The sequence below is a fragment of the Lederbergia citri genome, assembly GCF_018343625.1.
Classification (GTDB): domain Bacteria; phylum Bacillota; class Bacilli; order Bacillales; family Bacillaceae_C; genus Lederbergia; species Lederbergia citri.
Genome location: NZ_JAGYPG010000005.1, coordinates 167467 through 180161, shown reverse-complemented (window position 1 = coordinate 180161; position 12695 = coordinate 167467). Strand labels below are relative to the sequence as shown.

At 36.3% G+C, this 12695-nt stretch carries 13 protein-coding genes; 1 reads left to right on the top strand and 12 read right to left on the bottom strand.

What is annotated here, in order from left to right; all coding sequences use genetic code 11:
- Positions 1-184: 184 nt before the first annotated feature.
- Entirely contained in the window at positions 185-592 is a 408-nt protein-coding gene (locus KHA97_RS22435) for a hypothetical protein (protein WP_213127030.1), read from the top strand.
- A 716-nt stretch (positions 593-1308) separates the two neighbouring features.
- Here KHA97_RS22435 and KHA97_RS22430 read toward each other — a convergent pair.
- From KHA97_RS22430 to KHA97_RS22375, 12 genes are all read right to left on the bottom strand, one after another.
- Positions 1309-2304, bottom strand: coding sequence for an SPFH domain-containing protein (locus KHA97_RS22430; protein ID WP_213127029.1), 996 nt, complete (start codon positions 2302-2304; stop codon positions 1309-1311).
- 24 nt (positions 2305-2328) lie between these two features.
- A complete protein-coding gene (locus KHA97_RS22425; protein WP_213127028.1) occupies positions 2329-3102 on the bottom strand; it encodes a TPM domain-containing protein in 774 nt (257 codons plus the stop codon).
- Positions 3096-4124, bottom strand: a complete 1029-nt coding sequence (locus tag KHA97_RS22420; RefSeq protein WP_213127027.1) for a TFIIB-type zinc ribbon-containing protein — start codon at positions 4122-4124, stop codon at positions 3096-3098. The genes KHA97_RS22425 and KHA97_RS22420 overlap by 7 nt, the downstream gene beginning before the upstream one ends.
- 66 nt (positions 4125-4190) lie before the next feature.
- The gene (locus KHA97_RS22415) at positions 4191-4871 is read right to left on the bottom strand and encodes a PspA/IM30 family protein (protein ID WP_213127026.1); all 681 of its coding nucleotides are present in this window, start codon (positions 4869-4871) and stop codon (positions 4191-4193) included.
- A gap of 75 nt (positions 4872-4946) precedes the next feature.
- Positions 4947-5261: a DMT family transporter gene (locus KHA97_RS22410; protein ID WP_213127025.1), complete on the bottom strand. Its 315-nt coding sequence runs from the start codon at positions 5259-5261 to the stop codon at positions 4947-4949.
- A 1-nt stretch (position 5262) separates the two neighbouring features.
- Complete coding sequence (locus KHA97_RS22405) at positions 5263-5601, bottom strand: DMT family transporter (protein ID WP_213127024.1); 339 nt, start codon at positions 5599-5601, stop codon at positions 5263-5265.
- Between the two features lie 44 nt (positions 5602-5645).
- Positions 5646-6752, bottom strand: coding sequence for a phosphotransferase enzyme family protein (locus KHA97_RS22400; protein ID WP_213127023.1), 1107 nt, complete (start codon positions 6750-6752; stop codon positions 5646-5648).
- A 401-nt stretch (positions 6753-7153) separates the two neighbouring features.
- Entirely contained in the window at positions 7154-7843 is a 690-nt protein-coding gene (locus KHA97_RS22395; RefSeq protein ID WP_213127022.1) for an LrgB family protein, read from the bottom strand.
- Entirely contained in the window at positions 7836-8204 is a 369-nt protein-coding gene (locus tag KHA97_RS22390) for a CidA/LrgA family protein (RefSeq protein WP_325167528.1), read from the bottom strand. Before KHA97_RS22390 ends, KHA97_RS22395 begins: the two co-directional genes overlap by 8 nt.
- A gap of 2 nt (positions 8205-8206) precedes the next feature.
- Entirely contained in the window at positions 8207-9220 is a 1014-nt protein-coding gene (locus tag KHA97_RS22385) for an AI-2E family transporter (protein ID WP_213127021.1), read from the bottom strand.
- Between the two features lie 117 nt (positions 9221-9337).
- On the bottom strand, positions 9338-11158 hold the full coding sequence (locus tag KHA97_RS22380) for an ABC transporter substrate-binding protein (protein WP_213127020.1): 1821 nt from the start codon (positions 11156-11158) through the stop codon (positions 9338-9340).
- A gap of 20 nt (positions 11159-11178) precedes the next feature.
- On the bottom strand, positions 11179-12687 hold the full coding sequence (locus KHA97_RS22375) for an ABC transporter permease (protein WP_213127019.1): 1509 nt from the start codon (positions 12685-12687) through the stop codon (positions 11179-11181).
- Positions 12688-12695 lie beyond the last annotated feature (8 nt).

The following is a 12695-nucleotide window of genomic DNA, read 5'->3' as shown; positions in this document are numbered from 1 at the left end:
TAAGTTTACAATCCTATTGTATTCAACTGTACTAGTTTACTACCTATTAATCGTTTTATGACCGATTGTGTTTTTCTGGAATATTATTCACATTAATCTTATCAGAATAATTATTTGTTCGTGATTGATGACTATATTACAATATAACTATATATATTTTTATGTAGTTAACGGAGGAATTCATTTGGAGACTTTAAAAATTTCACTACCAATCGCCATTATGTTAGAAACATTGAGAGACAATGGTGTTACGGACGAACAAATAATCACACAAATCGATAAAAAAGATGTAAGTCCTTGGCAAAAAGTAGATACAACCTTCGACTTTCAAGAGCTTATAAACCTATCAACAAATAGCGAATTTGAATCTATCCTTACAAATGGATATTCAGTAAAATTTATGACCATTAATGGACTCAAAAACCTACTGCGATTGAAATTCAATAAGATTCAAGATCAAGATTATCAACAAAACGAAAAAGGAATCACTGATCTCATTTTAACTGAACAGGAATTGTCGACTCTAAGACAAATGCTTTCAAAAAATTGTGTCCTTCATGTAGGGAATAAGATCAGTATTGATTTCTATTAAATTTTTCTCGTATTGTTTTGCAGGATTCCAATGACTATATGAATTTATCAGTTCTCTTAATTCTAGTATTTTATTTCTATAAATATTTGTATTGGGACGAATGCAAAGAATATTACAAGCAATTGTTTACAGGAGCTAAAAATCATTAATAATGATAAAAGATAATTGGAAGAAAAAAACGAGGGTGGCAACTTAGCCCCCTCTTTTTACGTTATTTGTACGTCAGTTGCTCATTCGGTATCATTGTAGAGTTTGAACCTTCTCTTCCTCTTACCTTATCAATTTTATCGATAAACATTTGGAAAACTTTCTTTTTTTCCTCTAAGTCTCTAATTCCTTCTTTTAGTTCGTTGAACCGTTCTTGAAATGGAGTATGATAAAGATGGCGAATGTTTCGGATAATCTCTTCATTTACGGTAGATTGAATAACTTGTTTCGTAATACTGAATTTATAAGAATATACTTGCAGTTCCTTTTTTATTTCCTCTTATTCTTTATCTATTTCTACTAAAATTTCGCCTATTTCTTCTTTCCATTCTTCCAAGGATTTTTTTACATGAGCTTCCATAGTCAAACTCCTTTTTCATCAAGCATTTTTATCTTTATCGTTAGACAAAATAGTTGCTATTTTACATTCTACCGAATGATCTTTTCAAGAAGATAACGATAGAATTACAGCTTCTCAACAATTGATGAGTAAGGAGTTATAGCTTTTATTAAACCAGTTTCTGACCACAATTTGAGCAAAAATTCCCGCCGCTCGTTTTTTGCCCACAATTCGGACAGAAATTAGGTATTTTATTTCCGACGCTGTGGTTATTTCCTTGAGACGAAGGATTCTGATTCTGATTCTGATTCTGGTTTTGATTTTGATTCATATTTTTCATCATTTCATTGGCGACATTCATTCCCATCATCATGCCCGCCATATCTGCGGCTGCCCCGCCGCCTTTTACTTTTCCTGATGCAATGCCATCCGTCATCTCAACTTGCTGATATTTTTGAATATCACCAATCATACTGTGGGACGCCGTTTTTGCAATCATCTCTTGAATTTTTTCCGGATAATTGAAGCTCATAATATTAAATCCAGTAATGGTCATCCCGCTATCTATGATTTGCATGTCGAGATCTTCCTTAATCCCTTTTGCAATTTCAAAAGAGTTTGCCTGAAGATTGAACATATCTTTTCCTTCTCTGCTGATCCACTTCATCAAAAGCTGATCAAGAATCGAAACAATCCTAATTTTGATATCTTCTACAAGATAACTATTTTTCACTCCTGCAATTTTATCAATCAACGCCATATAATCATTCACTTTAAAATTAAACGTACCATTTGCGCGGATTGGCATGCCGCCAGGAAGCAATGGCGTCGGAATATTAATTGCATTTTTCGTTCCCCATTTAACCGTAAATTCCTTCGTGTTCACGAATAACACTTCCACACGCATTCCGCTGTTAAAGCCGAATTTAAAACCTTTTAGTGTAGATAAAAATGGGATAATTTGCGATTCAATATTATAATCCCCTTCATCCGTAAAAATCCCTTCGATTTTCCCATTGTTAATAAAAATGGCATCTTGACCAGGACGAATAATGAGTCTACTGCCTTTTTTAATTTCGCGATTACTCCATTTCCAGAAAATCATATCGTCTCTGAATTCTTCCCATTCTACGACGTTAGCAAATTGATTTTTAAATAGTGACATGTCTCATCAATCCCTTTCTATATATTAAAATTTACCCCCACTACCACTATGGGAGTGTCCTCCGCTTGTAAATCCGCCGCCTCCACGGCTTCCCCCACCACTACTATTATTCGATGGTTTTCTCCGCTTCGTTGTCGTTGTTCGAATATAAATATCTCTTCGATCCAATACCCTTGATTTATGACCATCTTCGTAAGTACTACTGTTAATCGTCACTCTTCCACCTGAATTGTAGGCCATAATTCCGACAATGATTCCAGCTAATCCTAGTGAACAAATAATTTGAAACCATATATTAAAAAATAGATTGTCTGGATTCACACCTGGCCGAAATCCCATATATTTATAGGATGTTTTTATAAAAGTCTCAAAGGCATGTTCATAGTTACCATTTGACAAATCAGGTGTTATTTTTTCACGTATTTGAGTTAACCTCTCGTCATCCAAATATTTTTCAGCTTTATAAAAACCCCCCAAATAAACGTTACGTCCATTAATATCAATGGTAAGAATGGCTGTATTCCCATGTGGTTTATCGTAGCCAGGAGCAGTTTCATCATAAAAATCTTCCATGTATTTTTGAGCAGTTTTCCCTTCAGTATCGTTCGTCGTCAAAATAATGAAGTCTGAATTTCGCTTTGCACCATATTCATTCGCCATCGCTTCCAGTCTTTGAACTTGATCATCGGTTAATAATCCAGCATAATCATAGATTTTCTGTTCTGCTGCATGAGAATTTGTGGAAAATGGTAGTAAAATCAAGAAGAAAGTTATTATAAATAAATACTTTTTCACCATAAACCACCACCTAAAGCTAACGAGATAAGTTTTAACGCGATAAAAGTTGATGCCGCAATGCCCCCAAACCACATTCCGACTTTTGCCATACTGATTGGAGGTTTTCCGACTACTTTTCCTGTCTGACCATTCATTGCAAAGGTATGTTCTGCTTTATCGTAGTCATAATAGACCATCCATACAGGAAATAGAGCGTAAACACTCTTCATTTTTTTCGTATCAATCTGTTTATTTTTATATGAGACCGTGGAATAACCCGATATGGTAGAACTAATATATGAGTCTATAAATCTTTGTATTTTTGACTTTACTCGTGGTAACAATTCCTTATCATTATAATTGTACTTTTCCGCAATATACCCAGCGAGATATGGGGTTTTAAAATCTTTTAAATCCGTATAATGATACGGTTCCAGTTTATCCATCATTCCATCAACCATTTTTTCAGATGCATCAACCGGGACCTTTACATAGTCGAGATTAATATCTCGATAGACATCAAAAAATTGTGTCTCCGTATAAATATAATCTCCGCGAGTATATGTTCGGACCTTTGTGCCCGTAGCACTCACTTTTACCCTATTATTTAAATCGTACAACCAAAAAGGAACATACATACCAGTAATATTTTTAATTCGATCTGCGTTCATGAATCCTTTAGGAGTGAGACGTCCATTTTTACACCATTTCTTAAACGCTTGAATTGCTTCATCCTTGCTGATTGAAAATGGTATGACTTTTCCGGGAGCTAGAATACCTGATAGCCGATCTGCCAGTACTACAGCAGCGCCACAGAAACCGCACGAAGTCGCCGTGGTGTCAGCATCAGTAATAATAACAGCACCACAGTTATGACAATGATATTCTTTCGCTTCACCTTCAGAAAACGTAGTGCTAATAAGATCTTCGTCGAAGTTTTCTATATTCTCTTGTCTTCCACAGCTATGGCATAAAAGTGTTCCCGTCTCACTATCAAACGTCATATCATCTCCACAGTTAGGGCATTTATACTGTAAGAGCATCCTTTTCACCTCTTTTATCTACGAAAGCTGTAGCCTAAGCTACAGCTTTCGTTAAGGATTCTTATTTTATTCTTTGTTTTTTAACGATGCCTTAAGGGCTGCAAGCTCATCGTCAACGCCTGTATCATCACTATCATATTTTGCTTCTAAGTCTTTTATGTCATCTTTAGGACTAGTATTTAATTCAGCCATAGCGGTTGCTTCGTCGAGGGCTCTATTCACCTTTTCTTCCATTCTTTCAAATGCAGAAATGGAATGGCCTGCTCCCGCTACAGAAGAACCAATTTTATTCAATCTTTCTTGAGTTTTTGCAACAGCCATTTTTCCTTTAAGCATTGTTCTGCGAGACTCGAGTTCACCTATATCTTCTAAAAGCTTATCGTGCATTTGTCTCATTTTAAAGGCATTATTGGCAGCCAAGTTATATGCTTCTTGCAGTTCTGATTGTTTTGTAACTAAAAGGGATTTTCTTTCTAAAAATTTTCTAGCGTCATCATCATTTCCAGCTTCTACTGCTTTTACCGCGTAGTTTTGCATTTTTTCAATATCTGCTTTACACTCATCGAGAGCTCTTTTTGCTCTTTGCTCTTCTGCCATAACAGAGGCCGTTTCTGCTTTCACTTTTCCTAAATCACTGTTGAGGTTCCGCATGTATTGATCAATCATTTTCTCCGGATTTTCTGCCTTGTCTAATAACGCATTAATATTGCTAGCCATAATATCTCTAAACCTAGATAAGATTCCCATAATGCCCTCCTCTAAAATTTTATTTAGTGTATATACTGCATCTATTAAAGAAAAGTTTCATTTTTTATAAAAAAATTAACCAAGCAGCTTCAAACCTACTGCCCCAGAAATGATGCACATGAGAAACATAATACGCTTCCATCCTGCTGATTCATTAAAAAATAATATTCCCATGATGACTGCACCCGCTGCACCTAACCCCGTCCAAACAGCATATGCAGTACCTAGTGGAATATCCCTCATAGCGAGAGAAAGAAAAACAAAACCAAGTCCAAATGTAGTAATGATAAGAAGAAGTCTGCCAATCGATTTTTTCTGAAGAAAAAGATTAATACTCATCACTCCGAAAATTTCTCCGAAGCTGGCAATGACTAAATATATCCATGCCATCTTACTGTTCACCTACTTCTTTTGACGGTGCATCTTCCGTTGTCATTTTAATTCCGATGACTCCGATAATAATTAGACCAATGAATAGAAATTGGTAGATGGAAAAGTCTGCATGGAAAAAAAGAATATCGACGAGAACAATTAAAGCAGCTCCCGATCCCGTAAATACCGCATAAACGGTTCCTGATGGCAATTTTTCACAAGCTTTGATTATAAAAAAGAAACTAAACACAATCATGATAATGGTACCGAACCATTCCAAGATTGTCGTGGAATAGCGAAGGCCCACCACCCAAAAAACTTCTACAATAGTTGCAAAAAGAACATAAAGCCAACCCATTTATACGATTCCTCCAGTAAATGAATTGGCTTTATTTTAACATATTAAAAATTGAAATGTTTCGAAGAGGATTGAAATGCTTCTTGCCATTTGTCTAGTTCTTTCATAACGTTTAGCGCCCATTTAACCTGAGTAAGCATGCCTTGTGCATGATTTCGTGCTGCTTTCTCATTATCAAGAAAAGCGATCCACCCTCCGATTGACCAAAGTGGCTGCCTTGCTAGCGCTAAGGGAAGGGCTTTGCGTTCGTCATTCGATAATCGTTCTGCTAGCCCTTGATCATAAACATTAGCCAAGCTGCTTAGTCGGGTGAGGCGATCACCCGCATTTGTACTCTCGTAATGAAAGTTTAAGAAATAAAGAGTCAGGGCAAGATCGTCGATGCGTGTTCTTTCTCCCATAAAATCAAAGTCAGTGACGAGAACTATTTGATCCTGTTGAAAAAATACATTATTATCCCAGAAATCTCCGTGAACAAGCTGGTGTGGAAGTTTTGAAATAAAGGGAGTCTCATATGCTGATACAAGCTCCGCTAATTCTTCCGTTGCATCAGCTAGCTGCTTCTCCTCCTCAGTTAAGTTTCCCCATCCTTTAATACGTTGAATTCCTTTTCTTGATTTGCCAAGAACATCTTCAGGCTTTATATAATTCGCAAAGAAAGGATCTTTTCCAGGAGTGCTCACGTGGACATCCTTTAAAATCGTATGAATGTGACCGAGTAATGGAAGTGCCTTTTGAACTAGATCCCATGTATCCATACCTCCATCGCTTTTGATATACGTTTCCACTTCAACAAGACGATGATCGTATATTATATATGATTGCCCATCTTTTGTGAGAATTTCTTCAGAAGTCGGCACTCCACCCTCTTTTAGTTTTCGCCTCACATATTGAATATCTTGAAGCCTACCCTCGTTGACATAAGGTCTGTAAACTCTTATAACATATTTTTGAATGTCAGCGGTTACAAGCAAGTTTAAATTTGATGAGCCTCCCAAGTCGAAAATATCATTAGAGATTGGCAGATTGTAAGCATCCCGTACAGAATTCAGCAGATCTATAGAAGGAACCGCCCGAAGCCCACGCCTCCCGCTTCCGGCATTGTCATTAATTTGGATTGATTCGTCTACATTATTAGGATGTTGGTCCATATTGTTCTCTCCTCTGGAGTAACCTTGAAATTGTAGTAGTCTTTCTAGTTTTTAAGATTTAGCGTGTCGAGATGGTTCTTGTTTTTTAGTTAGTCTTAGAGGGCAATATTAGGAAACTCGATTTCTTAGTGTTGGATCATTGGATTAATCTTTTTGCTCAATATTATGGACTTGACTAGCAAAACCTCGATTGATGACCTTGACCGTGTTTTTCTGATTACTTAGGGCGCCATTCCGAAAGTTCACTTTTGAAAACTTGAATTGAGACGGAAATCACTCTTTCTTCCATTTTCAGTCCCGATAGGGTTGTTTTTTTAAATACTGATAGCCGTAACTTATACGATTTACACTTTCTTTTTCATATTTACAGGAGCCCAAAGCTTTTCCGCAACTATGACCATTTAAAAAACCACCGCTACGAGAATCGGCGTAATCACTGATGTAAAAATAGCACTCAGTACCATAGCCACCGTACTGGCTGCGCCTTCTCGCAAATCGTTTTCCATCGACCGGGCAGTGCCGATTGCGTGGGAAGCACTTCCCATTCCGAGTCCTCTTGCAAGGTGGTGGTCAATCCGTACCCAGCGAAAGAGTGAATGTCCCATAACCGCACCGCCTATTCCGGCGACCATCACAAGTACAGCAGCTAATGTTGGCGAACCTCCAATGGTTGCAGCGATGTCCATGGCGATTGGGGATGTCACAGATTTAGGTAAAATTGAACGTATGAGAAGGTCATCTAATCCCATCCATTTTCCTAACAGCAAGCCGCTTGTCACTCCCAAAATAGATCCGCATAAAGTACCAAACAAAATCGGAAGGGAATATTGGATAAGGATTTTTCTATTCTGATAAAGCGGATAAGCTAGTGCGACAACTGCTGGACCAAGAAATGCTTCAATCCATTTTCCCCCGATGAAGTATGTGTCGTACGGTATATTAAAAATCAATAAACCTATGACCAGTATGATTGTTGATGTTAAAACGGGCAACGTCAATGGATGAGGGTATTTTTGGTTTAGCTTTCTTGCAGCTAAAAAAACAAGAATTGTAAAGGTAATAGCAAGCAATCCTATTAAACTATCATTCATTTTCATACCGCCTTTTACGAAGCAATAGCTGACTCAGCCTACCTGTAAAAATCATGACTAAAGCGGTACTAGTCAATATAATAAAAATTAGCAGGACCCCTTTTCCATTAAATAATTCTGGAAAATTAATAATCCCCACTGTAACCGGCAGAAAAAGCAACGGTAAATATTTTATAAGCAGGACAGATCCTTTTTGGATCCAGTCCTGCTTTAAAATACCTGTTGCAAGCAACATAAATAATATAAGCATTCCAATAATACTGCCTGGAATGAAAAGGTTCAAAGACTTCTGAATCCAGCTCCCGAGCAAAAAGATCAGAAACAGAAGCCCAATCTGTACAATAATTTTTACTATTTTCACTGTCAATACTCCAGTTTTGGTTCTTTATTTGTTACACCAAGCACATCCAATAGGAAAACAAACACCGGAATTCCGACAATCAAACCCCATACTCCGAAGAAATTTTGTGAGAATATCAAAACGATGAATGTATAAAATACAGGCAAATCAGTCTTAGAGGACATTAATTTCGGATTTAAAATATATGCTTCCACAGCATGGATGATCATAATAGCGACCACTACATAAATCACTTTTATAAAACCGCCGATTGTATAGGCGATCAAGCAGAGAGGAATTAAAGAAATTATTACTCCTGCAACTGGAATGAGACCTAAAAAGAAAATCAGGATCGCTAAACCAAATATTTGAGGGAAGCCCAAAATCATCAAAGAAATAACCGTTAATCCACAATTCACAATCGCAATAATAAATTGCGCTTCAATGACCTTACCAAACGTACGCGAAAACTTTTGAGCAAAAAATTCAATTTCATAATAAAATGGAGCAATTTTACTATCTTTAAATTTTGCTGTAAATTCTTTTAAGCGCGGTTTTTCCAGTAAGAAAAACAAACTTAAAAGCAAAGCAATTAATACTTGAATACTCGTTTTACTAATATCAGTGAATGATTTTAATAAAAACGTAAAGCCGTTTTCTAAATAGGCTGAGATTTGGTTATTCGAAATGATAGATTCAATATAATTAATCACTACATTATCATGCGGTTCTGCATAAAAAGCGGTGATCCTCCTCACCAATTGACTAATTTCCATTGTAATAATTGGTAAATATTTCACAAGACCCCACGTTAATAAACCGACAATTAACGAATACATCAATACCGCAAGTATTTTTCGATTAATAGGAATACGCCTTGCGGTAAATTCCACTAGCCTATCCATTAAAAACGCAAAGATAAATGTGAGTAAAATTAAATTCATCATACTCCTCATCAAATATAAGATAAAAACGATCAATCCAAATATAATGAATCGTTTAACACCCTTTTTTTGAAAGAACTCTGCAATGTTCATCCGTTTCATTTCCCCTTATTTCGTTTCCTATATTTATTATCAACATAAAAGCCCACGATTACAAGAGTTCTGCCAATAAAAAATCTACTCCAATATATATTGGAGTAGACAAAAAGGTTACTTTTTACTATCTTGGTATTTCGCCAGGTATTCTTTCACTTTCGCTGAATCTGCCACTAGCTCGTTTCCTGTTTGGACGAGTGGACTTACAGTGGAAGAAGCCTTCATTTTATTTCCTTGATAGAAGTTAATAAATTCTTCCTGATTAATAGAATAAAGAACAGCTTTTCTTAAATCCTCGCTTTTGGCCACTTCACGATTGGAAGTGTTAAAGAGCAAGTAAGAAACTGCATTGCTCTTATTTTTTTGTAAAACTAACTTGCCATCGCCTTCAACTAAATCATATTTCGTTTCAGGAACACCGTTGAACAAGTAAATTTCTCCATTACGTAGAGCGGAAAGGGAGCTATCAGGATTTTCAATGAATCGAACGGTCACTTGAGAAATTCTTGGTTCGAAATTAGTTCCCTTCATATAAGCAGGATTTTTGTAGAAAACAGCTTCATAATCATTTTTATAAGATAAAATGTATGGACCACTAGCGTATAAATGGTTGTTGTATTGATCGCCTTCAGTCACTGTATTTTGATCACCGTAAGGAATATCCTTTGCTGGGTCAAAAGAAGCAACATCATACGTATTAATGCTTTCTACTTGTTTTTTAGAAACAATTCCAGCAGATTGGTGTGCCAAATAGTTCAATACTTGTGGAAATGGTTCAGTTGTTGTTACTTTAACAACTTGGTATTTCCCTTCTTTATTATTTGCATCATTTTTATCTGCAACAAGTTCTTTAATTTTTGCATCCAAGCCATTTTCAAGGGCTTCTCTAATTGTTCCGTTTCCGCCTGATTGCTTAACTGAATCAAGTTGACTTAAATCTGTTACGACTTCAGCATCTTTAATATGTTCATGCAAGCTATATGTGCGGTGATCTGGTACAGAATCTTTATCCTTTGCACGGTTAAGTGAGAAAACGACGTCATCTGCACCTACACGTTCGCCGGAATCAACCGCTTTTTTATCATTGATTTTTGCAAAATTGATATCATCTCTTAATAGAAAATAATAATCAGAGTTTCCATCTGCAATGCTGTGATTTAGTGAAAGTGAACCATCAGAAGTAACAACATCATCATCTGTTAAATTCACAAGACGAACGTACATATTTGTGTTAAGTGTATTGATAGAACCGTCATTACCTTTAATTGGATCAAGGGATGTCAATGTTCCAATTGCTTGTTGAACAATTAATGGATCCTTATCTCTTTTTGACTGATCATTGAAATCAATTGTTTCCCATGCAACAGCGCGGGATTTTGCTAGTCTTACAGTGTCCGCATTTACAATATCCTTATTTACACCTTGTGCTTTAAAAGAATTGTAGAGTGGTACAATATAGGCTTTATCAAAAACGAGTCGGTCTTCAAACTTCTTATAAGTACCAGTAAATTGATCTGGTGTTTCTGTTGCTGCTTGATCGATTAATTTATCAACTTCTTCATCAGACATAATACTGTTATCTCCACCTGTTTTGAAAAGAGCACGAACAGCATAGTCCGGGTTCCCTGTAACAGTTGTCCAACTTGATAATGCAAGATCAAAATTCCCTGCATCTTTTTGAGCTGTAAAGCTGCCGTAATCAGGTTGGATATTTAATTTCACATCAAAACCATTTTTAATGAGCTGATCGCGAACGATGTTCATATCGTCTTCACTCGTGCTCATTCCAAGAATTTCAATTGCTGGTTTGGATGTATTTGCAGATTTATTGCCTTCATTGGATTTCTCTTCATTTCCAACTTTAGATTTCGTATTGACACATCCGGACAATACGAGGATAAACGCTAATAATAGCGGCAAAAAGCTTTTTTTCATTTTTAATTTCCTCCTAAAATTTAATCGAGTTTTGGATCTAAAGCATCCCTTAACGCATCCCCCAAGAAGTTAAACGACAATACGAGCATAATGATCGCTAAACCTGGGAAAATGGCGAGATAGGAATGAGATTCTAGATACGTACTACCAACTTTTAAAATATTTCCCCATTCAGGAATATGCGGTTCTACTCCCAGACCTAGATAACTTAAGCTACTAGTTGCAATGACGGCTGATCCAATTGTAAGGGTAGCTTTAACGATCATTGGTGCGAGTGAGTTCGGCACGATTTGTTTAAAAATAATCGAAAAATCACTTGAACCTAATGCCCTGGCTGAGTCGACATATTCAAAATTGGATACCATCAAAACATTTGCCCGCATCGTTCTAGCATAAGTAGGAATGGATCCTACACTTAACGCTAAAATCAAGTTCATTGTGTTGGCGCCAAATGCTGCGATAATTGCAATCGCCAGCAGTATTCCTGGGATTGCATATAAAACATCGAGCAAACGCATGATGATATTATCTGTCCGTGGACTGTAATAACCTGCAATCGCTCCTAAAATACCGCCGATCACTGCCGGTATAATCGTAGAAATACATCCGACAATGAGCGAAATTCTAGCTCCAAAAACGATTCGAGAAAACAAATCTCTACCAAAGTTATCCGTTCCTAGTGGATAGGCTAGACTAGGAGTTTGCAAGATGACCTCATAATTATTTTCAGTCGCCATTTCATAGTCAAAAGTGAAAATACTACAAATTGATACTGAAAATACAAAAACAATAAAAAACATTCCTAACATTGCAGTCGTATTCCGAGTTATTTTCTCCCAAATGGCACTCCATTTTTCTAAGCCCCGCTTATCGCTGTTTCGAACTTTAATCAGCAAGTTAATTCCAAGCAATAGAGCGAATAAATTACCGGTTAAGGAAGTAATTACTAAGAACATCGCAATATAGGTCATCCATTTCGGGACACTGTCTTCTTGCTTTGCTACTATAACAAGTGTAACCAAATAAAAAACACTAACAGCAAGCAATACGAGCATCGCCAAAGGAAATGAATCTGTTACATATGGTTTAAACAGATTTAAAGCAGAAAGAGCAATGATGAAAATCTGATTTAACAACATGTAATAGGCAAAAATATATTCTGATGACTTCTTTTCTTTTATTAGGTTGAAAGCAAAAGTAACGACAAACAGATTTCCTGTTAATAAGCTGAGCAGCTGAATATACCCTAATCTTCTCGTCGATTTTTTAATATAGCCCTCTTTTTCCAAATCTCTTTTGATAAGCAGTGCAATAAGAATTTGGATTAACGTAAATAAAAGATAAAGGACAAAAACACTAAATATAAACGGTTTGATCGTATTGGCAGTAAAATTGAAACTATTTATAAAAAGAATAATCGTTAGTGCCAAAGAAGAAATCCAAGTAAAATTAGCCTGTGTGTACTCATTTGAAAGTTTTAAAGCATGTTTTTTTCGAAAACTATTTATTTCATTCACAATACTTGCCATTGCTACAC

Excerpts from the sequence above, each read along its gene's own strand:
- KHA97_RS22425 (WP_213127028.1), bottom strand. The coding sequence starts at position 3,102 with ATGGTGAAAAAGTATTTATTTATAATAACTTTCTTCTTGATTTTACTA.
- KHA97_RS22375 (WP_213127019.1), bottom strand. The coding sequence starts at position 12,687 with ATGGCAAGTATTGTGAATGAAATAAATAGTTTTCGAAAAAAACATGCT.
- KHA97_RS22395 (WP_213127022.1), bottom strand. The coding sequence starts at position 7,843 with ATGAATGATAGTTTAATAGGATTGCTTGCTATTACCTTTACAATTCTT.
- KHA97_RS22430 (WP_213127029.1), bottom strand. The coding sequence starts at position 2,304 with ATGTCACTATTTAAAAATCAATTTGCTAACGTCGTAGAATGGGAAGAA.
- KHA97_RS22420 (WP_213127027.1), bottom strand. The coding sequence starts at position 4,124 with ATGCTCTTACAGTATAAATGCCCTAACTGTGGAGATGATATGACGTTT.
- KHA97_RS22380 (WP_213127020.1), bottom strand. The coding sequence starts at position 11,158 with ATGAAAAAAAGCTTTTTGCCGCTATTATTAGCGTTTATCCTCGTATTG.
- KHA97_RS22405 (WP_213127024.1), bottom strand. The coding sequence starts at position 5,601 with ATGGGTTGGCTTTATGTTCTTTTTGCAACTATTGTAGAAGTTTTTTGG.
- KHA97_RS22385 (WP_213127021.1), bottom strand. The coding sequence starts at position 9,220 with ATGAACATTGCAGAGTTCTTTCAAAAAAAGGGTGTTAAACGATTCATT.
- KHA97_RS22410 (WP_213127025.1), bottom strand. The coding sequence starts at position 5,261 with ATGGCATGGATATATTTAGTCATTGCCAGCTTCGGAGAAATTTTCGGA.
- KHA97_RS22415 (WP_213127026.1), bottom strand. The coding sequence starts at position 4,871 with ATGGGAATCTTATCTAGGTTTAGAGATATTATGGCTAGCAATATTAAT.
- KHA97_RS22400 (WP_213127023.1), bottom strand. The coding sequence starts at position 6,752 with ATGGACCAACATCCTAATAATGTAGACGAATCAATCCAAATTAATGAC.